We start from the raw sequence: 24336 nt of genomic DNA, 5'->3' as shown, positions 1-24336 counted from the left end.
GAGGGGGCGGCGCCGGGGGTAGGCACTGCGGATGGCCGATGACGTCCTGGTGACCCCGGAGCCCGTGCAGGTCGCGGTGCGGCGCGCGATGTGGCGCCTCCTGCCGTTCCTCGGGTTCTGCTACCTGCTCAACTACGTCGACCGTGTCAACGTCGGGTTCGCGGCACTGCGCATGAACCCCGACCTCGGTCTCTCCGCCGCGTCCTACGGGCTGGGCGCCGGGCTGTTCTTCGTCGGCTACTTCTTCTTCGAGGTGCCGAGCAACGTGATCCTGCACCGGGTCGGCGCCCGGCTGTGGATCGCCCGGATCATGGTGACCTGGGGGATCGTCGCCTCGGCCACCGCGTTCGTGACGAACGAGCTCGGCTTCTACGCCGTGCGCTTCCTGCTCGGGGTGGCGGAGGCCGGGTTCTTCCCCGGGATCATCCTGTACCTGACGTACTGGTTCCCCCGCGCCCAGCGCGCGAAGGTGGTCGCCCTGTTCTTCCTCGCGGTGCCGCTGTCGACGGTGTTCGGCGCCCCGATCTCGACGCTGCTCATCGAGAACGGCGACGGCGTGCTCGGGTTCGAGCAGGGCTGGCGGTTCATGTTCTTCGCCGAGGGCATCCCCGCGATCCTGTTCGGGCTGCTCGTCCTGGTGCTGCTGCCCGACCGGCCGACGAGGGCCCGCTGGCTCACCCCCGACCAGGCGCAGGCGCTGGAGGCGACGATCGCGGCCGAGGACACCGAGCAGGTGCCGGAGACCACCGGGATGCGCCACGCCCTGCGCGACGGCCGCGTGATCGCGCTGTCGGTCGTCTACTTCGGGGTCGTGTTCGGGCTCTACGTGCTCGCGTTCTTCCTGCCGCAGGTGGTCTCCGAGCTGCAGGAGCAGTTCGGGGTGGAGTTCTCGCTGGTGCAGATCGGGCTGATCACCGCGGTGCCGTACGCGGTGGCGTCGGTGGTGATGCTGCTCAACGCGCGGCACTCCGACGCCACGGGGGAGCGGACGTGGCACGTCGCGGCGCCGGCGTTCGTCGGGGCCGCGGGGGTGGCGGTCGCGCTGTTCATGGACTCGCCGTACCTGGTGATCGCGGCGATGTGCGTCTGCGCGTCGGGGGTGTTCGCGGCGATCCCGGTGATCTGGCAGATCCCGCCGACGTTCCTGACGGGCGTCGGGGCCGCCGCGGGTATCGCGCTGATCAACTCCTTCGGCAACCTGTCGGGGTTCGTCGGGCCGTACCTGACGGGCTGGCTGCAGGGCGTGACCGGGGACTTCCGGGCCGGGATGTTCGTCGTCGCCGGGTTCATGGTGCTGTCCGGTGTGGTGGTGCTGGTGGTGGGCAGGAAAGCTGGGGCCTCCACCACCCGAGGAGTCCGCGCATGACCGACATCAAGCCCCGTTCCCGCGACGTCACCGACGGCCTGGAGCGCACCGCCGCCCGCGGCATGCTCCGCGCGGTCGGGATGCGCGACGAGGACTTCGGCAAGCCGCAGATCGGCATCGCGTCGAGCTGGAACGAGATCACCCCGTGCAACCTGTCGCTGCAGCGCCTGGGCCTCGCGGCCAAGGAGGGCGTGCACCGCGCGGGCGGCTTCCCGATGGAGTTCGGCACGATCTCGGTGTCCGACGGGATCTCGATGGGGCACGTCGGGATGCACTGGTCGCTGGTGTCGCGCGAGGTGATCGCCGACTCCGTGGAGACCGTCGTGCAGGCCGAGCGCCTCGACGGCACCGTGCTGCTCGCGGGCTGCGACAAGAGCCTCCCCGGGATGCTGATGGCCGCCGCGCGCCTCGATCTCGCCGCGGTGTTCCTCTACGCCGGGTCGATCATGCCCGGGTACGTGGGGGAGCGGGAGGTGACGATCGCCGACGCGTTCGAGGCCGTCGGCGCGTGCCAGCGGGGGTTGATCACCCGCGAGGAGGTCGACGCCATCGAGCGCGCGATCTGCCCCGGTGAGGGGGCCTGCGGCGGGATGTACACCGCGAACACGATGGCCAGCGCGGCCGAGGCGCTGGGGATGGCACTGCCCGGGTCGGCGAGCCCGCCCGCGGTCGACCGGCGCCGCGACGGCATCGCCCGTGCGTCCGGCGAGGCCGTGATCGGGATGATCGAGAAGGGCATCACCGCACGGCAGATCCTCACCAAGGAGGCGTTCGAGAACGCGATCGCCGTGGTGATGGCGTTCGGCGGGTCCACCAACGCGGTGCTGCACCTGCTGGCGATCGCCTGGGAGGCCGGTGTCCCGCTGGAGCTGGCCGACTTCACCCGCATCGGTGACCGCGTCCCGCATCTCGCCGACGTCAAGCCGTTCGGGGCGCACGTGATGTCCACCGTCGACCGGGTGGGCGGGGTACCCGTCGTCATGAAGGCCCTGCTCGACGCCGGGCTGCTGCACGGCGACGTGCTCACCTGCACCGGGTCCACCGTGGCGGAGAACCTCGCCGCGATCGACCCGCCGGACCTCGACGGCGACATCCTGCGCGCGCTGTCCGACCCGATCCACCCCACCGGTGGCATCACGATCCTGCACGGCTCGCTCGCGCCGGAGGGCGCCGTCGTCAAGAGCGCGGGGTTCGACTCCTCGCGCTTCGAGGGCACCGCCCGCGTGTTCGACGGGGAGCAGGGCGCGATGGACGCCGTGCCCGACCTGGCGCCCGGAGACGTCGTCGTCATCCGGTACGAGGGGCCGCGCGGTGGGCCGGGGATGCGCGAGATGCTCGCCGTCACCGGCGCGATCAAGGGCGCCGGCCTGGGCAAGGACGTGCTGCTGCTGACCGACGGCCGGTTCTCCGGGGCCACGACGGGCCTGTGCGTGGGGCACGTCGCGCCCGAGGCCGTCGACGGTGGGCCGATCGCGTTCGTCCGCGACGGCGACCGGATCGTGCTGGACATGGCCTCGCGCACCCTGGACCTGCTCGTCGACGACGCGGAGCTGGAGCGGCGCCGCGACGGATGGTCCCCGCCCACCCCGACGCCCGAGCTGCGGCGCGGGGTGCTGGGGAAGTACTCGAAGCTCGTGGGGTCCGCGGCGCAGGGCGCGGTCTGCTCGTAGCGCACCTGCACCGCACCGCCGTCGCGTGGACCGCACCGGTGCCGCAACGGCGGTGCGGTCGCGGCGACGACGGTGCGGTGCGTCCGCCCACGGCATAACCTGTTGTTTACTGAGCGCGCGCTCAGATACGGTCCCGGCCGTGACCCGTCCTGCGCGCGCCCGCCGCCTCGCCCCCGAGGCGCGACGACGTGCGCTGGTCGAGGCGACCCTGCCGCTGGTGCTCCGGCACGGCGCCGCCGTCAGCACCCGGCAGATCGCCCTGGCCGCGGGCGTCGCCGAGGGCACGATCTTCAGCGTCTTCCCGCACAAGGAGGCCCTGATGCGCGCGGTCACCGCGGCCGCGCTCGACCCGGCGTCGACCCTGCGCGAGCTCGCCGACGTCGACGGCTCGCTGCCGCTCCGCGCGCGGCTCGTCGCCGGGGTGGAGATACTGCAGAGCCGCCTCACCGGGGTCTTCGGGCTCCTCGACGCACTCGGCATGCACCGTCCGCCCGACGAGGAGGAGTGCGACCACCCCGCGCCCAGCACCATGAACGACGCGTTCCGCGTGGCCATCGCCGACCTGGTCGGCCCCGACGCCGACGCGCTCCGTGTGCCGCCCGGGGAGCTGGCGCACGTGCTGCGGCTGCTCGTGTTCTCCGGCACCCACCCCCGCATCTGCGACGGGGCGCCGCTCACCGCCGAGCAGATCGTCACGGTCGTGCTCGACGGCTACTCCCACCACCACTGCGACCACCACCACGGCGGGACACGCTCATGTTGATCAAGCTCCTGCGCGAGCACCTGCGCCCCTACTCGAGACCGCTGCTGATGGTGGTCGGGCTGCAGCTCGTCGGCACCGTCGCCGCGCTGTACCTGCCCAGCCTCAACGCCGACATCATCGACTCGGGCATCGCCCGCGGCGACACCGCCTACATCCTCGGCACCGGCGGCTGGATGCTGCTGGTCACCCTCGCGCAGGTCGCCTGCTCGATCGGGGCCGTCTGGTTCGGCGCCCGCACCGCGATGGGCTTCGGCGCCGACCTCCGGGCCGCGGTGTTCCACCGCGTCGGGGAGTTCTCCGCGCGCGAGGTCAACCGCTTCGGGGCCCCGTCGCTGATCACCCGCAGCACGAACGACGTGCAGCAGGTGCAGATGCTCGTGCTGCTGTCGTGCACGATGCTCGTCTCCGCCCCGATCATGTGCGTCGGCGGCATCTTCTTCGCGCTGCAGGAGGACATCGGCCTGTCCTGGCTGGTGGCCGTCAGCGTGCCGGCGCTCGTCGTCGCGATCGGGCTGATCATCGTCCGGATGGTGCCGCAGTTCCGCCTCATGCAGGTGCGGATCGACGCCGTCAACCGCGTGCTGCGCGAGCAGATCACCGGCATCCGCGTGGTGCGCGCGTTCGTGCGCGAGCCGCAGGAGTCGGCGCGCTTCGGCCTCGCGAACACCGGGGTCACCGAGGTGGCGATCCGGGCGGGCCGGCTGCAGGCGCTGATCTTCCCGGTCGTGATGCTGCTGCTCAACGTCTCCAGCGTGGCGGTGCTCTGGTTCGGCGCCGAGCGGATCGACGCCGGTCAGATGTCGATCGGGGCGTTGACGGCGTTCCTGCAGTACCTGCTGCAGATCCTGATGGCCGTCATGATGGCCACCTTCATGGCGATCATGATCCCGCGCGCCGCGGTGTGCGCGGACCGGATCGGCGAGGTGCTCGACACCGAGTCCTCCGTGGCCCCGCCGAAGCGGACGACCGTCCCGACCCGCTCCGACGGCCTGCTGGAGTTCGACCGCGCCGGCTTCACCTACCCCGGCGCCGCGTCCCCGGTGCTGAGCGACGTCTCGCTGACCGCCCGGCCCGGGCAGACCACCGCGATCATCGGCAGCACGGGTGCGGGCAAGACCACGCTGCTCTCGATGGTGCCGCGCCTGTTCGACGCGACGGCGGGCGCGGTCCGCGTCGACGGCGTCGACGTCCGCGAGCTCGATCCCGAGGTGCTGTGGAAGCGGATCGGGCTGGTGCCGCAGAAGCCGTTCCTGTTCTCCGGCACGGTCGCGAGCAACCTGCGCTACGGCGACCCGGACGCCTCCGACGACGCCCTGTGGGCGGCGCTGGAGATCGCGCAGGGCGCCGACTTCGTCCGGGCGATGGAGGGCGGGCTCGACGCCCCGATCAGCCAGGGCGGCACCAACGTCTCCGGCGGGCAGCGCCAGCGCCTGGCCATCGCCCGCGCGCTGGTGCGCAAGCCCGAGATCTACCTGTTCGACGACTCCTTCTCCGCGCTCGACCTCGCCACCGACGCCCGCCTGCGGGCCGCGCTGGGGCCGGTCACCGCCACGGCGACGGTGGTGATCGTCGCGCAGCGGGTGTCGACCATCCAGGGAGCCGACCAGATCGTCGTCCTGGAGGACGGTGCGGTGGTCGGGATCGGGCGCCACGACCAGCTCCTGGAGTCGTGCCCGACCTACGTCGAGATCGTCGAGTCCCAGCTCGGTGCGGAGGTGGGTGCGTGAGCGCCCCGGCGAAGCCCCGGCAGGACCAGGAGACCGTCCAGGCCGCGCGCGGCATGGCGGCCCAGCGGCGCGGCGGCGGTCCGCCGTGGGGCGGGATGGGCCAGCCCGCGGAGAAGGCGTCGAACTTCTGGCCGTCGCTGCGGCGCCTCGCGGTCCGGCTGTCGCCGGAGCGCCTCGGCGTCATCGCGGTGCTGGTGCTGGGCGTGGTCAGCACCGCGCTCAACGTCATCGGCCCGTACCTGCTCGGCGCGGCCACCGACGTCATCTTCGCCGGGGTGGTGGGCCGGCAGCTGCCGGCCGGGATCACCGCGGAGCAGGCGGCGCAGGCCGCCCGCGCATCGGGCGACGACGCCGTGGCCAACCTCATCGCGGCGCAGGACGTGGTGCCCGGGGTCGGGATCGACTTCACGGCGCTGTCGATGGTGCTGCTCGGCGTGATCGCGCTGTACCTGGGCGCGTCGGTGTTCGGCTACGCGCAGGGCTACCTGCTCAACGGCATCGTGCAGCGCACGGTGTTCGCGCTGCGCCGCGACGTCGAGGACAAGATCAACCGGCTGCCGCTGCGGTACTTCGACTCCCAGCAGCGCGGCGAGGTGCTCAGCCGCGTCACCAACGACATCGACAACGTCCAGACCAGCCTGCAGCAGACGATGAGCCAGCTGCTCACCTCGCTGCTGACGATCGTCGGCGTGGTCGCGATGATGTTCGTCGTCTCGCCGCTGCTGACGCTGATCGCGCTGGTCACGATCCCGGTCACGCTGTGGCTGACGAAGGTGATCGCGTCGCGCTCGCAGCCGCAGTTCGTGGCGCAGTGGCGGCACACCGGGCGGCTCAACGGGCTGATCGAGGAGTCGTTCACCGGTCACGAGCTGGTGCGGGTGTTCGGTCGCCGCGCCGAGAGCGAGCAGGAGTTCGCCTCCCGCAACGCCGACCTGTTCCAGGCGAGCTTCCGCGCCCAGTTCATCAGCGGGATCATCATGCCGACGATGATGTTCGTCGGGAACCTCAACTACGTCGCCGTCGCCGTGATCGGCGGGCTGCGGGTGGCGTCGGGGTCGCTGAGCCTGGGCGACGTGCAGGCGTTCATCCAGTACTCGCGGCAGTTCACCCAGCCGCTGACGCAGGCGGCGTCGATGGCGAACGTGCTGCAGTCGGGCGTGGCGTCGGCGGAGCGGGTGTTCGAGCTGCTCGACGCGCCGGAGCAGACGCCCGACCCGCAGTCGCCGCAGGTCCGCACCGAGCGCCGGGGCCGGGTGGCGTTCGAGAACGTCGCGTTCCGGTACCTCGCCGACACCCCGCTGATCGACGACCTGTCGCTCGTCGCGGAGCCGGGGCAGACCGTCGCGATCGTGGGACCGACCGGCGCGGGCAAGACCACGCTGGTCAACCTCATCCTGCGGTTCTACGAGCTCGACGGCGGCCGGATCACCCTCGACGGCGTCGACATCGCCGCGATGGCCCGCGCCGACCTGCGCTCGGGCATCGGGATGGTCCTGCAGGACACGTGGCTCTTCGGCGGCACGATCCGCGACAACATCGCCTACGGCAACCCCGACGCCACGCCGGAGCAGCTGATGGCGGCCGCGGAGGCCACCTACGTCGACCGGTTCGTGCGCTCGCTGCCCGACGGCTACGACACCGTGATCGACGAGGAGGGCTCCAACGTCAGCGCGGGGGAGAAGCAGCTCATCACGATCGCGCGGGCGTTCCTGGCCGATCCGTCGCTGCTGATCCTCGACGAGGCCACCAGCTCCGTCGACACCCGCACCGAGGTGCTGGTGCAGCGGGCGATGGCGGCGCTGCGGTCCGACCGCACCAGCTTCGTCATCGCCCACCGCCTCTCCACGATCCGCGACGCCGACCTGATCCTGGTCATGGAGGCCGGGAACATCGTGGAGCAGGGCACCCACGAGCAGCTGCTCGCCGCCCGGGGCGCCTACTGGGCGCTCTACAACGCCCAGTTCGCCGCCGCCGCGGCGATCGAGTGAGGAGAGAGCCCGTGCTGCTCGACGGCGTCCACCACATCGCCTGGATCTCGACGGACGAGGCCCGCCTCGTCGGGCTCGGGGCGGCCACCCCGGCGGCGTTCGAGACCATCCGACGGCGGCTCGTCGAGGCCGGGGCGAGCGACGGGCAGGTCAACGACTTCGGCGGCGCGCTGAGCATGTTCTTCCGCGACCCCGACGGGCTGGAGGGCGAGGTCCTGCTGCCCGAGCCGGCTAGTTGACGAAGCGGCTCACCTTCTCCGGGTGCAGGACCAGCCGCACCCAGTCGAGGGCGAGCATGCCCGCGAGCTCGTCGGTCCGGTCGCGGGCCCGCTCACCCCAGTAGCGGGCGAACAGGCGGGCGACCAGGTCGGCGGCGCCGCCCGGCTCCTCCGTCACCGAACCGGTGACCGACACCCAGTGCTCGCGCTCGCCCACCGGTGAGGCGACGAGGAACGAGGCGCGGGGGTCGCGGCGCAGACGGCGCACCTTCGGGGAGGCGGGGTCGGTGAAGAGCTGGATCGTGCCCTCACCGGTGGTCTCGAACCACACGGGCCGGGGCTGCGGCGGGGTCGGCCCGCCCGCCGTGGACAGGAACCCGTGCAGGGGGCGACGGAGGAGGTCGAGGTCCTCGGGGGTGAGGGGACTGTCGCTCATGGCCCCATTCCATCCCGCGTGATCGGACGATTCCATGGTTCAGGAGCCGGATCTCCTGTGTGATCGTCTAACGTCGGGGACGTGGATGCGTTCGGGGACCTGTTCCGCGGGATCCGGGCCCAGGGCTCGTCGTTCGGCAGCACGGCCCTGGCGCCGCCCTTCGCGCTGCACTTCGTCGACGGCGCACCGCTGACGCTGTGCACGGTGCTCGACGGCGCGGCGTGGGTCGTCCCGGAGCACGGCGCACCCGAACGGCTCGGCGACCGCGAGACGGTCGTCGTGCGCGGTCCGGGCAGGTTCACCGTCGTCGACGACCCCGGCACCCGGGCCGCACCCGTCGAGTGCGGTGCCGACTGCGCAGCTCCCGACCAGGGCGGAACACGGCACCGCCGGGGCTGGGCCGATCCGGCGTCCGGCGGCGCGACGCTGATCACCGGCGCCTACCCGGTGCGCGGCGAGATCGGCCGCCGGTTGCTGGACGCGCTGCCCGTCGTCCTGCGCGTGGGGGCCGGGGGCACGGGCGACGCCGTGCTCGACCACCTCGCCGCCGAGGTCGCCGCCGACACCCCGGGCCAGCAGGTGGTACTCGACCGCCTGCTGGACTGGATGCTGGTGTGCACGCTGCGCGAGTGGTTCGACCGCCCCGGCGGCGAACCCCCGGCCTGGTGGGCCGCCCAGCACGACCCGGTGGTCGGCGGCGCGTTGCGCCTGCTCCACGACGAACCGGAGGCGCCGTGGACGGTCTCGTCCCTGGCCGACCGGACCGGGGTGTCGCGCTCCACGCTGGCGAAGCGGTTCGCCGAGCAGGTCGGCGAGCCGCCGCTGACCTACCTCACCCGCTGGCGCATGACGCTCGCCGCCGACCTGATGGCCGAGGGGGAGGCGACCCTCACCGAGGTCGCCCGCGCCGTCGGCTACGCCGACCCCTTCGGCTTCAGCGCCGCGTTCAAACGGGTCCGCGGCGTCAGCCCGTCGGAGTTCCGGCGGGCGGGCACCGGTCACCGATGACTTTCCGGACACCTGCCCGTCCTACCTGCATGCGCACCGCATCCGACCGGGTCTTCCGGCACCTGCTCGTCGACACGCTGTTCGTGTCGGTCACCCACTTCACCGTGTGGTTCGCGATCACCTTCTACGTCTACCTGCAGACGCGGTCGGTGTTCGCGACCGGGATCATCGCCGGGCTGTTCCTGGTGATGACGTCGCTGTCGGGGATCTGGTTCGGCAGCCTCGTCGACCACCACCCCAAGCGCACGGTGATGATCGGCTCCAACCTCAGCTCGCTGGCGCTCTACGCCGCGGCGTTCGCCGTCTACCTCACGGCGGGCGACGGTGCGTTCACCGACCCGGCGAGCCCGGTGCTGTGGGGGTTCGTGCTGCTGCTGATGAGCGGGGTCATCGCCGGCAACATCCGGGGGATCGCGCTGTCGACCACCGTCACGCTGCTGGTGCCCACGGAGCGTCGCGACAGGGCCAACGGGCTGATCGGCACGACGTCGGGGGTGTCGTTCCTGGTCACCTCGGTGATCAGCGGGCTGCTCGTCGGGCTTTCCGGCATGTTCCACGCGATCGTGCTGGCGCTGGTGATCGTCGGGATGTCGGTGGTGCACCTGTTCGCGGTCCGGATCCCCGGTGACCGGCCGGCGGCCGTCGAGGGAGACTCCGGTCGCGTCGACCTGCGGGGCACCATCGCCGTCGTCGCCGCCCTCCCGGGGCTGCTCGCGCTCATCGCGTTCAGCACGATCAACAACTTCCTCGGCGGCGTCTACATGGCGCTGCTCGACGCCTACGGCCTCTCGCTGATGTCGGTGCAGGCGTGGGGGCTGCTGTTCGGCGCGCTGTCGACCGGCTTCATCATCGGCGGCCTCGTGATCGCCCGGCGGGGTCTGGGTGCGAACCCGCTGCGCACGCTGCTGCTCGGGAACGTCGGGCTGTGGATCATCGCGACCACGTTCACCCTGCACCGCACGGTGTGGCTGTTCGCGATCGGGATGTTCCTGTACCTGTGTCTGATCCCCGCGATCGAGGCGTCCGAGCAGACCGTGCTGCAGAAGGTGGTGCCGTTCGAGCGGCAGGGGCGGGTGTTCGGGTTCGCCCAGAGCGTCGAGCAGGCCGCGTCGCCGCTCACCGCGTTCCTGATCAGTCCGGTCGCGCAGTTCGTCTTCATCCCGTTCATGACGACCGGCGCGGGCGTCGACCTCATCGGCGGCTGGTTCGGCACCGGTCCGGACCGGGGGATGGCGCTGGTGTTCGTCCTGACCGGCCTCACCGGACTCGTGCTGACGCTGGCCGCGTTCCGCACGCGGCAGTACCGCGGGTTGTCGGAGCGAGTACGTGACCTCGTCGGCGTGGCTGGCGGTGTCGGCGACGACGATCCCGACGGGGCGGCCGTTGATCCCGCCGTCGGCGTTGAGGCCCTCGACGTAGAGCTCCAGCGCCTGGCACTCGGGCTCGGGGATCGCGGCGTAGGCATCCGTGAGACCGAGCAGGGCACCGACCCGGTCGGGCTCGGGTTCGCCCGGGGCAGGCGCGGGCGACCCCCACCCGAGCCGGTGGTGGAGCGGAGGTGACGACCACCGTCGACTGTCGTGTTGACGAGTTGGTGGCGGTCGCAGTGCGGCGCAATCCCGTGGCGCGAGGGTCGGCGTCGACGGGACCGACGCGGCCGCGCGCCCGGACGGCCCGCCATACTGCGGGGATGACCAGCGGGATCGGCAAGCGGCGGGCGGCGGCCCGGGACGAGGGCGGGGCCGCCTACCGGGAGCGCCGGACGGAGATCATCGCGGCGGCGGCGGAGATGTTCAAGCGCAACGGCTACCGCGGCACCAAGCTCGCCGACGTGGCCGAGGCGATGGGGTTGGACCGCGCGTCGCTCTACTACTACGTCGGCAGCAAGGAAGAGCTCTTCCAGGACGTCGTGGGCGGTGCGGTGGAGGCCAACGCCGAGGCCGCCGAACGCATCCTCGCCGGTCCGGGGTCGGCACCGGAGAAGCTGCGGGCGCTGATCGTCGGCCTCATGGTCAGCTACGCGGAGGCCTACCCGTTCCTCTACGTCTACATCCAGGAGAACCTCGACCCCGGCACCCGAGACCGCTCGGCGTGGGCGCGGGAGATGGCCCGGCACAACAAGCGCTACGAGAACGCGGTCGTGGCGATCGTGCAGTCCGGAGTCGACGAGGGGAGCCTCGCCACCGGCACGCAGCCCTGGGTGGTGGCGTTCGGCGTCATCGGGATGGTCGCCTGGTCCAACCGCTGGTTCGACCCCAACGAGAGCTCCGTGTCGGCCGCCGAGATCGGCTCCGCCTACGCCGACACGCTGCTCAACGGGCTGATCACCCGCGAGTAGGGTCGGCGCGTGCCCGCCACGACGATCCCCGGTGCCACCACGGTCAGCTCCCTCGACGCCTACATCGCGGTCCCGGACGGCGCGGGTCCGTGGCCCGGTGTGGTCGTGATCCACGAGGCGTTCGGCCTCAACGACGACACCCGCAGGCAGGCCGACCGGCTCGCCGCGGCCGGCTACCTCGCCGTGGCCCCGAACCTGCTCGCCGCGGGCGGGGTCCGTTGCCTGCGTGCCACGTTCTCGGCGATGCTCGCGGGGGAGGGTGCGGCGTTCGGCGACATCGAGGCCACCCGCACCTGGCTGGTCGACCACGCCGACTGCACGGGCCGCGTCGGGATCATCGGGTTCTGTCTCGGGGGCGGGTTCGCCCTCGCCACGGCCTCGCGCGGGTTCGACGCCGCCGCCCCCAACTACGGTCGGCTGCCGAGGAACGCGCGGGAGATCCTGGCCGGTGCGTGCCCGATCGTCGCGAGCTACGGCGGTTCCGACGTCACCCTGCGCGGTGCCGCCGGGAGGCTGGAGTCCCTGCTCACCGAGCTCGACGTCGTCCACGACGTGCACGAGTACCCGGGCGCCGGGCACTCCTTCCTCAGCACGGTCGAGGGTCCGGCCGCATCGCTGATGAAGGTGCTGGGCATGGGCCCGCACCAGCCGTCGGCCGACGAGGCATGGGCCCGGATCCTCGCCTGGTTCGCCACTCACCTGCGCCGACCTGAGTCCTGATCCGGCGCAGGCGCTCCCGGACACCTACCCTCCCGGGGACGTCGACCTCGGGGGTAGCCGTGTCCGATCCTTCCGCCGCGCCCACCGAGGCGCCGCACAGGCTTCCCGTCCGCACGCTCGTCGCGGCGTCGGTGGGCAACGCCATCGAGTGGTACGACTGGACGATCTACGCGACGTTCAGCGTCTACTTCGCGACGCAGATCTTCTCGCCCGCCGACCCGGCCGCCGCGCTGATCGGCACCCTGGCCACCTACGCGCTCGCGTTCTTCTTCCGCCCGCTCGGCGGGCTGCTGCTGGGCCGCTTCGCCGACCTGCGTGGGCGGCGCACCGCGATGCTGGTGACGATCCTGCTGATGGCGGGCGGGTCGTTCGTCATCGGCGTCCTGCCCACCTACGACGCCGTGGGCTGGCTCGCGCCGGTCCTGCTGCTGCTCGCGCGGATCGCGCAGGGGATGTCGCTGGGCGGGGAGGTGTCGAACGCGTCGGCGTACCTCGCGGAGATCGCCCCGCCGGAGCGCCGTGGCCGCTACTCGTCGTTCTTCTACATCTCCACCGGCACCGCGGTGCTGCTGGCCTCGCTGCTCGGCGTCCTGCTCACCACGACGCTGACGGAGGACCAGCTCGCCGCGTACGGCTGGCGGATCCCGTTCGTCATCGGGGGAGTGCTCGGCCTGATCGGGCTGTGGCTGCGCCGCGCGATGCCCGAGACCGACCAGTTCGAGGAGAACAAGGAGAAGGCCCAGGCGCTGCGCCACCCGCTGCGCACGACGCTGCGCGAGCACCCGCGGGCCGTCGCCCAGCTCGTCGGCTTCACCCTGCTCTCCACGCTCTGCTACTACACCTTCTTCTCCGCCCTCACGCCGTACGCGGTGCAGGAGGGTGCGGCCGCGGGGGAGGTGTTCGTCGCGTTGTCCATCGCGACGGCGCTGTTCGTGCTGCTGCAGTACCCGATGGGCGCGCTGGCCGACCGGGTCGGGCGCCGCCCGCAGCTGCTCGTGTGGTCGGCGGCGACCGCGGTGCTGATCGTCCCACTCTCCACGCTGATCGGCCCCGGCCTGGGCAACCTGCTCGTCGTGTTCTGCGTCGGGCTGGTCCTCTACACCGCCATGACCTCGATCGCGCCCGCCGTGATGAGCGAGCTGTTCCCCACGGAGCTGCGCGGCCTGGGCATCGGTGCCTGGTACAACCTGACGGTCGCCCTCTTCGGCGGCACCGCCCCGCTGATCATCACTGCACTGCGCCAGGCCGGCCACGCCGACCTCTTCTTCGTCTACGTCGCCGTGGGCGCGGTGATCTCCTTGGTCACCGTGTGGCGGATGCGCGAGACGCGCGGGGAGGTTCTGCGGTAGGGCGGCGTCCGTCGCCGAGCGTGACGGCGCGCCTCCGGCGGGCGCACGCCGAGCAGTCGCCCCCGTCGGCTCGACGGGCGTGCCGCCCGGGGGGAGCGGTGAGCGGTCGGGGGCCGTCGCGGGCGGCCCGGATCGTCAGCTTCCCTGAGGGTGTTACGGGGCAACCGGTGCAACTCGTGGTCCGAACAGTCCAATCCGTCCCCGCTCGTCGCACCCGGGACGACGCCCGGCCCGGGGGGCTCTCAGGCTCGCAACCCCGACGGGGTACCCCCTTCTAACGTCCGGCCCATGACAGACGGCTCCTACCCCGCGGGCACCGTGCGGGCCGCGTGGATCGCGGCGCTGGGCACGGTTCTCGTGGCCCCGGTGGTGATCCGCCTGCTCACGTCCCCGCCGGCTCCACTGTGGACCCAACTGTCGACGACGACCGGGCTGCTCGCGCTCTCGGCGATCGTGTCCGCGGCGGTGCTGCCCTCGCGCGTCCGCTCGCTCACCCGTGCGTTCGGCATCGAGGGCATCCTCGAGGTCCACCGCACGCTCGGCGGCCTGGCCGCGGGTCTGGTGCTGCTGCACCTGGCCTGCGTCGTCGCCGCCGACCCGCTCAACGTCACGCTGCTGACGCCTGCGCGGGCCACGTCGGCGTCGGTCGCCGCCACCGTCGCCACCGCCGCGGTCGCGCTCGCCGTGGCGCTGGCCGTCACCCGCAGCCGCACCCGGCACCTGCCCTACGAGTTGTGGCGCTGGACCCACGTCGGGCTCGCCGGGGTCGCGGTCGTCGGCTCCGCGCTGCACGTCTGGTACCTCCAGCAGCTCGTCACGGACTCCGTGATGAGCGCGGTGCTCGCCCTGATCTGCGTGGCCCTGCTGGCGGTGCTGCTGCACCGCTGGCTGCTGCGCGCGGTGTTCGACCCGTCCTCGGAGTTCGTCGTGCGCGAGGTCCGCTCCGAGGCGCCGACCGTCAGCACCCTGGTGCTCGACCGGCGCCGCGCCCGCCACGGGGCGGGCGACGAGCACGACTGGACCTTCGCGCCCGGCCAGTTCGCGTGGCTGCGGCTGGCCCGCTCGACGCGCGCCGAGGAGCACCCCTTCACGATCGCGTCCTCGGCGCACGACCCGTACTCGGTGGAGTTCACGATCCGGCACGCCGGGTCGTTCACCGCGGCGGTCGCGGACCTGCGGCCCGGCCAGCAGGTCTGGGTCGACGGCCCGCACGGCGCCTTCACCGTCGACGACTCCCGCTCGGCGACCGGCGTCGTGATGATCGCCGGCGGCGTCGGCGTGACGCCGATGATGAGCATGCTGCGCACCGCGGCCGACCGCGGCGACGCCCGCCGGTTCCATCTCGTGCTGGTCGTCGCCGGCCGCGAGGACGTGCTGTTCCGCGACGAGCTCGCACTGCTCGCCGACCACCTCTACCTCGACGTCAGCGAGGTGCTGCGCGGCCCCCACCGCAACGCGACCACCCCCCTGACCACCGCTCTCGCGGGCATCCCCGACCCGCGCTCGCTCGACTGGTTCGTCTGCGGTTCCCCGACCCTCGTCGCGACCGCGTTCCACGCACTCGGACTCCTCGGTGTTCCCCCGGACCATGTCCGCACCGAGCAGTTCGACATGGTCTGACCCGTCCCTGAAAGGCTCCCCCACCATGCTCCGCCGTGTTCCCCGCGCCCTGCGCACGGCCGTGATCGTCGCGGTGCTGCTCGCCGTCAGCGCCTCGATCGCCCAGTCCTGGGCGTCCGGCACCCCCGGCACCGCCGGTTACACCCAGACCGCGTGGGGCCCGCTCGGCCCCGCCGACCGCGACCTGCTCGTCAAGGTCCGCCTCGCCGGTCTCTGGGAGGCCCCCACCGGCCAGCAGGCCGAGCAGCAGGCCAGCCGTGCGGAGGTGCAGACCGTCGGCACCAACATCCACCACGAGCACGTGGAGCTCGACCAGCTCGTCATGGAGACCGCCGACCAGCTCGGCGTGCTGGTGCCGAGCCGCCCCACGGCCGAGCAGTTGACCTGGATGAACGAGATGTCCGCGCTCACCGGCACCGACTACGACCGCGTGTTCGTGCAGCGCCTGCGCGCCGCGCACGGCACCGTGCTCCCGGTCATCGCGGCGGTCCGGGTCAGCACCCGCAACGAGCTGGTCCGTCAGTTCGCCGCGCAGGCCGACGAGTACGTGACCCGGCACATCGGCTACCTGGAGAGCACCGGGCTCGTCGACTACTCGGCGCTGCCCGAGGCCCCCTCGCCCGGCCTGCTCGGCTCGGGCCGCGGCCCGGCGGACCTGATCGTCCCCGCGCTCGTCGTCCTGGCCGCGGTGCTCGCCGCGATCGCCCTGTTCTCCGCGATGCGCCGCCGGCCCGGTCCGGTGGGCCTGCCCGTCCGGGGCCCCGCCCCGGACGCGACGGCCCGCGCGATCGCGGCCATCGCCGCGCCGGCCCCGCCGCCGCACTCCCGCTACCCCGAGTCCCACATCACCGGGTCGCACCCCCGCATCCCCGATCCCCGCGTGTCGCAGACCGGCCCGCACCCCCGGGTCTCCGACACTGGCCCGCACCCCCGGGTCTCCGACACCGGCTCGCACTCGCGCGTGTCCCCGAACGCGGTGTCCCCGAACGCCGTCTCACAGACCGGTCCGCGGCACTCCGTGAAGCGCTGACCCGCACTCCCGACCCACCCGCGCCGACGCTCCCCGCTCCCCGGCGCTCCGCTCCCCGTCCCAGAGAGGCACCCCGATGCGCGAGACAGCGCTCCCCGACCCGACCCTGCCCGAGAACAGTCCTTCGGCCCGCGCCCGCCGCGCCGCGCTGACGATCATGGCGGCCGCGGCCGTGGTGCTGCTGCCGACGGCCTGCGACTACGCCATCGCGACCCCGTCCACCGGTGACTACGGCCAGGGCGCAGGACAGGGTTCCGGGCAGGGTACGGGCGGCCACGGCGGCCACTCGGTCACCCCGACCACGGTCCGGACCGTCCCGGCGGGCAACACGCAGGAGCTGGAGCCGACCGAGGAGGAGACCGCCGCGGACGAGGAGACCGCCGCGGACCAGGCGACGTCCCAGGAGGAGACCGCGACGGCCGAGGAGACGGCCGGTGCCGAGGAGCCCGGCGCAGCGGAGGACACGGACCCAGCCGAGGACACGACGACGGGGGAGACCACCACCGCGCCCCCCGTCGCCCCGCCGCCCGCGGCCGGCGGCCTGGAGATCCTCGGCGACGACTGCTCCACCAGCGATCTCGACCCGCACACCGGCTTCCAGGACGCCCCCCGCTGCGTCGCGATCGCGTTCGGCGAGGTCGCCGCGGCCGCGCAGAGCCCGTCGTTGCTGATCACCGACGCCCCCGCCACCGTCGCGGTGGGGGAGAAGTTCACCCTGCAGGTCAGCACCCGCAACCTGGTCCGCGACCGCTTCCTCGGTGCGGCCGCGGGCGGCTACTACCGCGAGAGCTCGTTCCTCACCGAGGACGGCATCCAGCGCGGCCACTTCCACACCGCCTGCCGGATGCTCGACTCCCTCGACGTCGCCCCCGACGCCGAGCCCGCGCCGGAGTTCTTCCTCGCCACGCAGGACAACCAGGGCGGCGCGGCTCCCGACCAGGTCACGGTGCCGGTGAACGCCATGCCGAGTGCCGGCACCGCGCAGTGCGCGGTGTGGGCGGGCGACGGATCGCACCGCGTCCCGATGATGCAGCGTGCCAACCAGACGCCGGCGTTCGACATCGTGCGCATCACCGTCGAGTAGCGGCACCCAGCAGCCCGATGTGCTCGGCGGAGAGCACCCGCTCGATGCCGAGCACGGACGCCCCGCCGAGCCCGGCGTGCTCCCCGAGCACGCTTGTGGCGAGGACCAGGTTGCGGGTGGCCAGCGGCAGGGCCCGCTGGTAGACGACGCTGCGGACACCGGCCAGCAGCTCGTCACTGGCCGAGGTGACCGACCCGCCGAGCGTGACGCGCGCGGGGTTGTAGAAGTGCACGAGCATGGCGACGACCTCGCCGATCAGCGCGGCGGCCTCCCGGACCAGCGCCATCGTCTCCGGGTCGGCGCGGGCGACCAGCTCCCGGACCTCCGACGCGGCGTCCGCGCCGGCGAGCCCGAGCCGCCGCCCGATCGCGGTGACGGAGGCGACGGCCTCGATGCACCCGATGTTGCCGCAGACGCACACGGTGTCGGGGGCGCCGCGGACGCGCACGTGCCCGATGTCGCCCGCGGCCCCGTCGGCGCCGTGGTGCAGCACCCCCTCGCGCGTCACCAGCCCGCCGCCGATCCCGGTGCCGACCTTGACGAACAGCAGCGGGGCCTGGTCGGCGGGCAGCGCCCTGGCCTCGCCGAGGGCGCGCAGGTTGACGTCGTTCTCCAGCAGCACGGGGCACGCGAACGTCTCCTGCAGCCGCGCGGCGACCGGGTAGGCGTGCCAGCCCGGCATGATCGGCGGCCGCACCGGGACGCCGAGGTGGCCGTCGACGGGGCCGGGCAGGCCGATCACGACCGCGCGTACCGGCACCCCGGCCCGGGTGCGGAGCTTCTCCAGCTCACCCTCCACGGTGCCGAGCACCGCCGCGGGCCCCTCCCGGACGTCGAGGTCGACGTGCACGTGGCCGAGCACCTGCTGGCGCAGGTCGACCACGGCCAGGTGCGCCCCGCGGGCCCCGACGTCGGCGAGCAGCACCGCGCCGCAGTGCGGGGACAGGGCGAGGCGGTCGGCCGGGCGCCCGCGCCCGCTCGTCGGGCGGATCCCGTCGGGCTGCAGGACGCCGCGCGCGAGCAGCTCGTCGACGGCGGCGCTGACGGTGGTGCGCGCCAGCCCGGCGGCGACGACGAGGTCGGCCTTGCTGACGGCCGTGCCGGACGCGACCAGCCGCGTCACGGTGCTGAGGGTGACGCCCGCGTCGATCCGCCCGGAAAGCAGCGGGGCCTCGAGGCGCAGTGCGGGCAGCGTCCACGGCGGCGGGGACATCACGACCTGATTTCATCGGATAAATGACTTGAACACGCATTATTCGGCCGTTGTACGTCACTGGTCAACCCTCCTAGGTTTCCCCCGTGTTGCTGCAGATGCGGGGGATCGTCAAGGACTTCCCGGGGGTCCGCGCGCTCGACGGCGTCGACCTCGACGTCGCCGCGGGCGAGGTGCACTGCCTGCTGGGCCAGAACGGCGCGGGCAAGTCGACGCTGATCAAGGTGCTCGCCGGGGCTCACCGGCCTGACGCGGGCGAGCTCCGCTGGGCGGGTGAGCCCGTCTCGTTCGGCTCCCCGCAGGCCGCCGACGCCGCCGGGATCGCCACCATCCACCAGGAGCTCGACCTCGTGCCCGGCCTGAGCGTCGCCGAGAACATCGTGCTCGGCCACGAGCCTGCGCGGCTGGGCTTCACCCGCCCCCGCGACGCCGAGGACATCGCCCGCGCGCTGCTGCGCCGACTCGGGCACCCCGAGATCCCGCCGCGCCGCGAGCTGGGGCGGCTGCCGGCCGCGGGTCAACAGGTCGTCAGCATGGCCCGCGCACTCGCCCGCGACGCCCGGCTGATCGTCATGGACGAGCCGTCGGCGGTGCTCGACCCGCACGAGGTCGAGAACCTGTTCCGGGTCATCCGCGAGCTCACCGCCGAGGGCGTCGCCGTCGTCTACATCTCCCACCGGCTCGCCGAGATCCGCGAGATCGGCGACCGCGTGACCGTCCTCAAGGACGGCCGGACCGTCGCGCGCGACCTCCCCGCCCGCACCACCCCCACCGCCGAGGTCATCCGTCTGATGACCGGCCGCTCCAGCGAGCACGTGTTCCCGCCGCGCACCGGGGAGGCCCCGGGCGACACCGTCCTGGAGGTCGACGGCCTCGCCCGCACCGGTGAGTTCGCGGGCGTCTCGTTCACCGTGCGGGCCGGGGAGGTCGTGGGGCTGGCAGGGCTGGTCGGCTCCGGGCGCTCGGAGATCCTCGAGACGGTCTACGGCGCGCGCCGCGCCGGCGCCGGCACCGTCCGCGTCAACGGCCGGGCGCTGCGCCGCGGCTCGGTGCCCGGGGCCGTGCGGGCCGGGGTCGGGCTGTGCCCCGAGGAGCGCAAGAGCCAGGGTCTGCTGCTCGGCGAGCCGGTGTACCGCAACGTCACGCTGCCCGCGATGGGCCGCTTCGCCCGCGGCGGGTTCGTGCGCGAGAACGCCGAGCTGAGCGCCGCCACGGAGGTCACCGAGCAGCTCGACGTGCGCCCCGCCGACGCGCGGCGCGTCGTCCGGACGCTCTCGGGCGGCAACCAGCAGAAGGTCGTGCTCGCGCGCTGGCTGCTGCGCGGCTGCACGGTCCTGCTGCTCGACGAGCCCACCCGCGGCGTCGACGTCGGCGCCCGCAGCGAGATCTATGCGCTGGTCCGGCAGCTCGCCGCGAGCGGTGTGGCCGTGGTGCTGGTGTCCAGCGAGGTGCCCGAGGTGCTCGGCCTCGCCGACCGGGTGCTGGTCGTCCGCGAGGGCGCGGTCGTCCACGAGGCGCCCGCCGACGAGCTCGACGAGGGCCGGGTCCTGGACCTGGTGATGGAGGGGACGGCACATGCCTGACCAGAAGATGGCCGCACCGCCCGTCGAGCGGGTGGCGGGGGCCCCGTCCGCGGTGGCCCGGGTGCTCGACAGCGGGGCCGGTCGCAACCTCGGCCTGGTCGCGGTGCTCGTGCTGCTGTGCGTGGTCGGGGTGTCCACCGCGGACACCTTCGCCACGACCTCGAACCTGCTGACGATCCTCACCTCGGCGTCGATCATCGGCGTGATCACCGTCGGGGTCACGTTCGTGATCATCGGCGGCGGCATCGACCTGTCCGTCGGCAAGGTGATGGCGCTGGCGTCGGTGTGGGCGACCACCGTCGCGACCCAGTCCTACGGCCCGTGGGTGATGATCTTCTGCGCGCTCGCGGTCGGGGCGGGCGCGGGGCTGGTCAACGGGCTGCTCATCGCCTACGGACGCATCGTCCCGTTCATCGTGACGCTGGCGATGCTGATCACGGCCCAGGGCCTCGCGGAACGGATCTCCGCGCGGCGCAGCCAGATCGTGGTCGACCCGGTCATCGCCGGGATCGCCACCACCCGCCTGCTCGGCATCCCGCTGCTGGTCTACATCTTCGCCGCGGTGGTGGCGGTGGGCTGGGTGCTGCTCAACCGCACGACGTTCGGTCGCCGCACGTTCGCCATCGGCGGCAACCCCGAGGCGGCCCGCCTCGCCGGCCTCGACGTCAAGCGCCACACCATCGCGCTCTACGTCCTGTCCGGGCTCTGCTGCGGCATCGCGGCGATCATGATCGCCTCGCTCACGACGACCGGGTCGAGCACCCACGGCACCCTCTACGAGCTCGACGCCATCGCCGCGGTGATCATCGGCGGCACGCTCCTCACGGGCGGCCGCGGCACGCTGATCGGCTCGATCCTCGGCGTGCTGGTGTTCACGACGATCACCAACCTGTTCGTGCTGAACAACCTGGCGACCGAGGTCCAGAACATCGCCAAGGGCGTGATCATCGTGGTCGCCGTCCTGATCCAGACCCGCGCGCAGCGCTCGTCCCCCTGAATCCCTTCCCGCACACAGGAGTGCCCACCATGTCTGACTCGTCCGGTCTCGCGCGCCGCGGTTTCCTCGTCGGCGCCCTCGGTGTCGGTGCCGCCCTCACCGCCGCCTGCACCAGCAACGCCGCCCCGGCCGCCGCGGGCGGAGGCGCCAACGTCGCCGCCGCCGCGGGCGACAACGCCGAACCCGGCACGCCCGTCACCATCGGCTTCTCCGCCCCGGCCGCCGACCACGGCTGGATCGCCGCCATCGCCGCGAACGCGCAGGCCCAGGCCGGCCAGTACAGCGACGTCACGCTGGAGGCGGTCAACCCGACCAACGACATCACCCAGCAGATCGCCGCGGTCGAGACGCTGATCAACCAGGGCGTCGACGCGCTGGTCATCCTGCCCAACGACGGCAGCCAGCTCACCTCGCTGGGCCGCCGCGCGATGGACGCGGGCATCCCGGTGATCAACCTGGACCGCATCTTCGACTCGCCGCTGGCCTACCGCACCTGGATCGGCGGCGACAACTACGGCATGGGTGTCTCCGCGGGCACCTACATCGGCACCCGCCTGCGCGACGCCGGCGTCGCGAACCCGGTGATCGGCGAGATCGCCGGCATCGACAACCTCCCGCTGACCCAGGCCCGCAGCCAGGGCTTCTCCGATGCGCTGGCGTCGTTCGGGTTCGCCGTGGGCCCGCGCCAGGCGGCGGACTTCACCGCGCAGGGCGGGCAGCGGGTCGCGGCGAACCTCCTGCAGGCCGCCCCGCAGCTCGACGCCCTGTGGAACCACGACGACGACCAGGGCATCGGCGTGCTCGCCGCGATCACCCAGGCCGGGCGCAGCGAGTTCTTCATGGTCGGCGGCGCCGGCTCGGCCAACGCGATGCGCGAGATCCAGGCCGACACCTCCGTCCTCAAGGCGACGGTCACCTACAGCCCCACCATGGCCTCCTCGGCGATGGCGCTGGCGCGGCTCGTCGCGCAGAACCGCGGCATGGGCGACCTCGTGGAGAAGGAGGTCCCGACGTCGATCACGCTGGCCTCGGCCACGATCACCAAGGAGAACGTGGACACCTACCTGCCCCTCGGCTTCGAATCATGACGCTGGGGGTGGGGATGGTCGGCCACGCCTTCATGGGGGCCGCCCACTCCCAGGCCTGGCGCACCGCGGGGCGGTTCTTCGACCTCCCGCTGACGCCCGACATGGCGGTCCTGTGCGGCCGCGACGTCACGACAGCACGGGCTGCGGCCGACCGGCTGGGCTGGCGCGACGTCGAGACCGACTGGAAGCAACTCCTCACCCGCGAGGACGTGCAGCTCGTCGACGTCTGCGCCCCCGGTGACGTGCACGCGGAGATCGCGGTCGCGGCGCTGGAGGCCGGCAAGCACGTGCTGTGCGAGAAGCCGCTGGCCAACACCGTGGAGGAGGCCCGCGCGATGGTGGCGGCCGCCGAGCGGGCGCAGGCGGCGGGCGTGCGCAGCATGGTGGGCTTCAACTATCGCCGCGTGCCCGCGGTGACGCTGGCCCGGCGGCTCGTGGAGCAGGGCCGGATCGGGGAGGTCCGGCACGTCCGGGCGACCTACCTGCAGGACTGGATCGTCGACCCGGACGCGCCGCTGGTGTGGCGCCTGCAGGTCGAGCGCGCCGGGTCGGGGGCACTCGGCGACATCGGGGCGCACGTCGTCGATCTCGCGCAGTTCGTCACCGGCGACCGCCTCACCGGCGTCTGCGGACTCACCGAGACCTTCGTGCGCGAGCGGCCGCTGCCGTCGGGGGAGGGCCGGGGGCCGGTCACCGTCGACGACGCCGCGCTGTTCCTGGGCCGGTTCTCCGGAGGGGCGTTGGCGAGCTTCGAGGCCACCCGCTTCGCGACCGGGCGCAAGAACCAGATCCGCCTGGAGGTCAACGGCAGCGCGGGCTCGCTCGCGTTCGACTTCGAGCAGATGAACGAGCTGCAGTACTTCGACGGCGGTGACGACGCCGAGGTCGCCGGGTTCCGGCGGATCATCGTCACCGAGCCCGCCCACCCGTACGCGGGGGCCTGGTGGCCGCCCGGTCACGGGCTGGGCTACGAGCACACGTTCACCCACGAGATCGTCGACCTGGTGCGCGACGTCGCGGCCGGGGCCGACCCGGTGCCGTCGTTCGCCGACGGCCTGCAGGTCCAGCTCGTGCTCGACGCCGTGACGCGCTCCGCCGCGGCCGGGAGCCAGTGGAAGGAGATCGACGCATGAGACCGGTCACGCTGTTCACCGGGCAGTGGGCGGACCTGCCGTTCGAGGAGGTGGCGCGCCTGGCGGGGGAGTGGGGCTACGACGGTCTGGAGATCGCCTGCTGGGGCGACCACTTCGACGTCTGGGCCGCGGTGGAGGACGACTCCTACGTGCAGGGGCGCCGCGACATCCTGGACGAGCACGGCCTCCAGGTCTTCGCGATCTCCAACCACCTCACCGGCCAGGCCGTCTGCGACGACCCGATCGACGCCCGCCACGAGGCGATCCTGCCGCCGCGCGTGTGGGGCGACGGGGAGCCCGAGGGCGTGCGGCAGCGCGCGGCCGAGGCCATGGCGATGACGGCGCGGGCGGCGGCGAGACTCGGCGTCGACACCGTCGTCGGGTTCACGGGGTCGAGCATCTGGAAGACCGTCGCGATGTTCCCGCCGGTGCCGCAGTCGATGGTCGACGCGGGTTACCGCGACTTCGCCGACCGCTGGAACCCGATCCTCGACGTGTTCGACGAGGTCGGCGTCCGGTTCGCCCACGAGGTGCACCCCAGCGAGATCGCCTACGACTACTGGACGACGGTCGCCGCGCTCGAGGCGGTCGACCACCGCCCGGCCTTCGGGCTGAACTGGGACCCCAGCCACTTCGTGTGGCAGGACCTCGACCCGGTCGGTTTCCTGTGGGACTTCTCCGACCGGATCTACCACGTCGACTGCAAGGACGCGAAGCGCCAGGTCGGCAACGGGCGCAACGGCCGGATGGGGTCGCACCTGCCATGGGCCGACCCGCGGCGCGGCTGGGACTTCGTGTCCACCGGCCACGGCGACGTCCCGTGGGAGGCGTGCTTCCGGATGCTCAACACCATCGGCTACTCCGGCCCGATCTCGGTCGAGTGGGAGGACGCGGGGATGGACCGGCTCGTCGGGGCCCCGGAGGCCCTGGAGTTCGTGCGCAGCCAGGCGTTCGACCCGCCGTCGGCGGCGTTCGACGCGGCGTTCTCCCAGAAGTAGCAGTGTT

Annotated in this window: 21 protein-coding genes; 19 read left to right on the top strand and 2 right to left on the bottom strand. The window is 72.8% G+C overall.

Going from position 1 to position 24336, the window contains the following annotated elements; genetic code table 11:
• The first annotated feature begins 31 nt into the window (after positions 1-31).
• From I4I81_RS10110 to I4I81_RS10085, 6 genes are all read left to right on the top strand, one after another.
• Positions 32-1366 carry an MFS transporter gene (locus tag I4I81_RS10110; RefSeq protein ID WP_218602686.1) on the top strand — a complete coding sequence of 445 codons (1335 nt, stop codon included), beginning with the start codon at positions 32-34 and terminating at the stop codon, positions 1364-1366.
• On the top strand, positions 1363-3036 hold the full coding sequence (gene ilvD / locus I4I81_RS10105; protein ID WP_218602685.1) for a dihydroxy-acid dehydratase: 1674 nt from the start codon (positions 1363-1365) through the stop codon (positions 3034-3036). Before I4I81_RS10110 ends, ilvD begins: the two co-directional genes overlap by 4 nt.
• Before the next feature lie 139 nt (positions 3037-3175).
• Entirely contained in the window at positions 3176-3799 is a 624-nt protein-coding gene (locus tag I4I81_RS10100) for a TetR/AcrR family transcriptional regulator (RefSeq protein ID WP_218602684.1), read from the top strand.
• A complete protein-coding gene (locus tag I4I81_RS10095) occupies positions 3793-5526 on the top strand; it encodes an ABC transporter ATP-binding protein (protein WP_218602683.1) in 1734 nt (577 codons plus the stop codon). The genes I4I81_RS10100 and I4I81_RS10095 overlap by 7 nt, the downstream gene beginning before the upstream one ends.
• A 53-nt stretch (positions 5527-5579) precedes the next feature.
• A complete protein-coding gene (locus tag I4I81_RS10090) occupies positions 5580-7514 on the top strand; it encodes an ABC transporter ATP-binding protein (protein WP_218602693.1) in 1935 nt (644 codons plus the stop codon).
• A gap of 11 nt (positions 7515-7525) precedes the next feature.
• Positions 7526-7753: a VOC family protein gene (locus tag I4I81_RS10085; RefSeq protein ID WP_218602682.1), complete on the top strand. Its 228-nt coding sequence runs from the start codon at positions 7526-7528 to the stop codon at positions 7751-7753.
• Here the strand turns inward: I4I81_RS10085 and I4I81_RS10080 are convergent.
• A complete protein-coding gene (locus I4I81_RS10080) occupies positions 7746-8168 on the bottom strand; it encodes a pyridoxamine 5'-phosphate oxidase family protein (RefSeq protein WP_218615999.1) in 423 nt (140 codons plus the stop codon). The two genes, I4I81_RS10085 and I4I81_RS10080, sit on opposite strands and share 8 nt — an antisense overlap.
• Positions 8169-8249: 81 nt before the next feature.
• On the opposite strand from I4I81_RS10080, the gene I4I81_RS10075 reads away from it, so the two are divergent.
• The 8 genes from I4I81_RS10075 (at position 8250) to I4I81_RS10040 (ending at position 17317) form a co-directional block, all read left to right on the top strand.
• A complete protein-coding gene (locus tag I4I81_RS10075; RefSeq protein ID WP_218604884.1) occupies positions 8250-9176 on the top strand; it encodes an AraC family transcriptional regulator in 927 nt (308 codons plus the stop codon).
• A gap of 29 nt (positions 9177-9205) precedes the next feature.
• Positions 9206-10738, top strand: coding sequence for an MFS transporter (locus tag I4I81_RS10070; RefSeq protein WP_218604885.1), 1533 nt, complete (start codon positions 9206-9208; stop codon positions 10736-10738).
• A gap of 128 nt (positions 10739-10866) precedes the next feature.
• On the top strand, positions 10867-11514 hold the full coding sequence (locus tag I4I81_RS10065) for a TetR/AcrR family transcriptional regulator (RefSeq protein WP_218604886.1): 648 nt from the start codon (positions 10867-10869) through the stop codon (positions 11512-11514).
• Between the two features lie 9 nt (positions 11515-11523).
• Positions 11524-12234 (top strand): dienelactone hydrolase family protein, encoded by a 711-nt coding sequence (locus I4I81_RS10060; RefSeq protein WP_226363860.1) that lies wholly within the window; start codon positions 11524-11526, stop codon positions 12232-12234.
• Between the two features lie 59 nt (positions 12235-12293).
• The gene (locus I4I81_RS10055; protein ID WP_218604887.1) at positions 12294-13583 is read left to right on the top strand and encodes an MFS transporter; all 1290 of its coding nucleotides are present in this window, start codon (positions 12294-12296) and stop codon (positions 13581-13583) included.
• A gap of 288 nt (positions 13584-13871) precedes the next feature.
• Positions 13872-15203: a ferredoxin reductase family protein gene (locus I4I81_RS10050; RefSeq protein ID WP_218604888.1), complete on the top strand. Its 1332-nt coding sequence runs from the start codon at positions 13872-13874 to the stop codon at positions 15201-15203.
• A 25-nt stretch (positions 15204-15228) separates the two neighbouring features.
• Positions 15229-16233 carry a DUF4142 domain-containing protein gene (locus tag I4I81_RS10045; RefSeq protein WP_218615998.1) on the top strand — a complete coding sequence of 335 codons (1005 nt, stop codon included), beginning with the start codon at positions 15229-15231 and terminating at the stop codon, positions 16231-16233.
• Positions 16234-16309: 76 nt separating this feature from the next.
• On the top strand, positions 16310-17317 hold the full coding sequence (locus tag I4I81_RS10040; RefSeq protein ID WP_218615997.1) for a hypothetical protein: 1008 nt from the start codon (positions 16310-16312) through the stop codon (positions 17315-17317).
• On the opposite strand, the gene I4I81_RS10035 is transcribed toward I4I81_RS10040, so the two are convergent.
• Complete coding sequence (locus tag I4I81_RS10035; RefSeq protein ID WP_225925331.1) at positions 17304-18530, bottom strand: ROK family protein; 1227 nt, start codon at positions 18528-18530, stop codon at positions 17304-17306. The two genes, I4I81_RS10040 and I4I81_RS10035, sit on opposite strands and share 14 nt — an antisense overlap.
• Before the next feature lie 98 nt (positions 18531-18628).
• On the opposite strand from I4I81_RS10035, the gene I4I81_RS10030 reads away from it, so the two are divergent.
• Genes I4I81_RS10030 through I4I81_RS10010 form a run of 5 tightly spaced genes read left to right on the top strand, consistent with a single transcriptional unit; the run spans position 18629 to position 24329 of the window.
• Positions 18629-20113: a sugar ABC transporter ATP-binding protein gene (locus tag I4I81_RS10030; RefSeq protein ID WP_218616550.1), complete on the top strand. Its 1485-nt coding sequence runs from the start codon at positions 18629-18631 to the stop codon at positions 20111-20113.
• On the top strand, positions 20106-21110 hold the full coding sequence (locus I4I81_RS10025) for an ABC transporter permease (protein WP_225924530.1): 1005 nt from the start codon (positions 20106-20108) through the stop codon (positions 21108-21110). The genes I4I81_RS10030 and I4I81_RS10025 overlap by 8 nt, the downstream gene beginning before the upstream one ends.
• Positions 21111-21139: 29 nt before the next feature.
• The gene (locus I4I81_RS10020) at positions 21140-22198 is read left to right on the top strand and encodes a substrate-binding domain-containing protein (protein WP_218604459.1); all 1059 of its coding nucleotides are present in this window, start codon (positions 21140-21142) and stop codon (positions 22196-22198) included.
• Positions 22195-23331: a Gfo/Idh/MocA family protein gene (locus I4I81_RS10015; RefSeq protein WP_218604458.1), complete on the top strand. Its 1137-nt coding sequence runs from the start codon at positions 22195-22197 to the stop codon at positions 23329-23331. The genes I4I81_RS10020 and I4I81_RS10015 overlap by 4 nt, the downstream gene beginning before the upstream one ends.
• Entirely contained in the window at positions 23328-24329 is a 1002-nt protein-coding gene (locus I4I81_RS10010; RefSeq protein WP_218604457.1) for a sugar phosphate isomerase/epimerase family protein, read from the top strand. Before I4I81_RS10015 ends, I4I81_RS10010 begins: the two co-directional genes overlap by 4 nt.
• The last annotated feature ends 7 nt before the right edge of the window (positions 24330-24336 follow it).

It is taken from the genome of Pseudonocardia abyssalis (assembly GCF_019263705.2).
Lineage (GTDB): Bacteria > Actinomycetota > Actinomycetes > Mycobacteriales > Pseudonocardiaceae > Pseudonocardia > Pseudonocardia abyssalis.
The sequence above is the reverse complement of the archived record's forward strand: the minus strand, read 5'-3'. Positions and strand labels throughout refer to the sequence as shown.

Excerpts from the sequence above, each read along its gene's own strand:
- I4I81_RS10030 (WP_218616550.1), top strand. The coding sequence starts at position 18,629 with ATGCGGGGGATCGTCAAGGACTTCCCGGGGGTCCGCGCGCTCGACGGC.
- I4I81_RS10010 (WP_218604457.1), top strand. The coding sequence starts at position 23,328 with ATGAGACCGGTCACGCTGTTCACCGGGCAGTGGGCGGACCTGCCGTTC.
- I4I81_RS10050 (WP_218604888.1), top strand. The coding sequence starts at position 13,872 with ATGACAGACGGCTCCTACCCCGCGGGCACCGTGCGGGCCGCGTGGATC.
- I4I81_RS10070 (WP_218604885.1), top strand. The coding sequence starts at position 9,206 with ATGCGCACCGCATCCGACCGGGTCTTCCGGCACCTGCTCGTCGACACG.
- I4I81_RS10040 (WP_218615997.1), top strand. The coding sequence starts at position 16,310 with ATGCGCGAGACAGCGCTCCCCGACCCGACCCTGCCCGAGAACAGTCCT.
- I4I81_RS10015 (WP_218604458.1), top strand. The coding sequence starts at position 22,195 with ATGACGCTGGGGGTGGGGATGGTCGGCCACGCCTTCATGGGGGCCGCC.
- I4I81_RS10025 (WP_225924530.1), top strand. The coding sequence starts at position 20,106 with ATGCCTGACCAGAAGATGGCCGCACCGCCCGTCGAGCGGGTGGCGGGG.
- I4I81_RS10045 (WP_218615998.1), top strand. The coding sequence starts at position 15,229 with ATGCTCCGCCGTGTTCCCCGCGCCCTGCGCACGGCCGTGATCGTCGCG.
- ilvD (WP_218602685.1), top strand. The coding sequence starts at position 1,363 with ATGACCGACATCAAGCCCCGTTCCCGCGACGTCACCGACGGCCTGGAG.
- I4I81_RS10095 (WP_218602683.1), top strand. The coding sequence starts at position 3,793 with ATGTTGATCAAGCTCCTGCGCGAGCACCTGCGCCCCTACTCGAGACCG.
- I4I81_RS10110 (WP_218602686.1), top strand. The coding sequence starts at position 32 with ATGGCCGATGACGTCCTGGTGACCCCGGAGCCCGTGCAGGTCGCGGTG.
- I4I81_RS10065 (WP_218604886.1), top strand. The coding sequence starts at position 10,867 with ATGACCAGCGGGATCGGCAAGCGGCGGGCGGCGGCCCGGGACGAGGGC.
- I4I81_RS10035 (WP_225925331.1), bottom strand. The coding sequence starts at position 18,530 with ATGTCCCCGCCGCCGTGGACGCTGCCCGCACTGCGCCTCGAGGCCCCG.
- I4I81_RS10020 (WP_218604459.1), top strand. The coding sequence starts at position 21,140 with ATGTCTGACTCGTCCGGTCTCGCGCGCCGCGGTTTCCTCGTCGGCGCC.
- I4I81_RS10080 (WP_218615999.1), bottom strand. The coding sequence starts at position 8,168 with ATGAGCGACAGTCCCCTCACCCCCGAGGACCTCGACCTCCTCCGTCGC.
- I4I81_RS10090 (WP_218602693.1), top strand. The coding sequence starts at position 5,580 with ATGGCGGCCCAGCGGCGCGGCGGCGGTCCGCCGTGGGGCGGGATGGGC.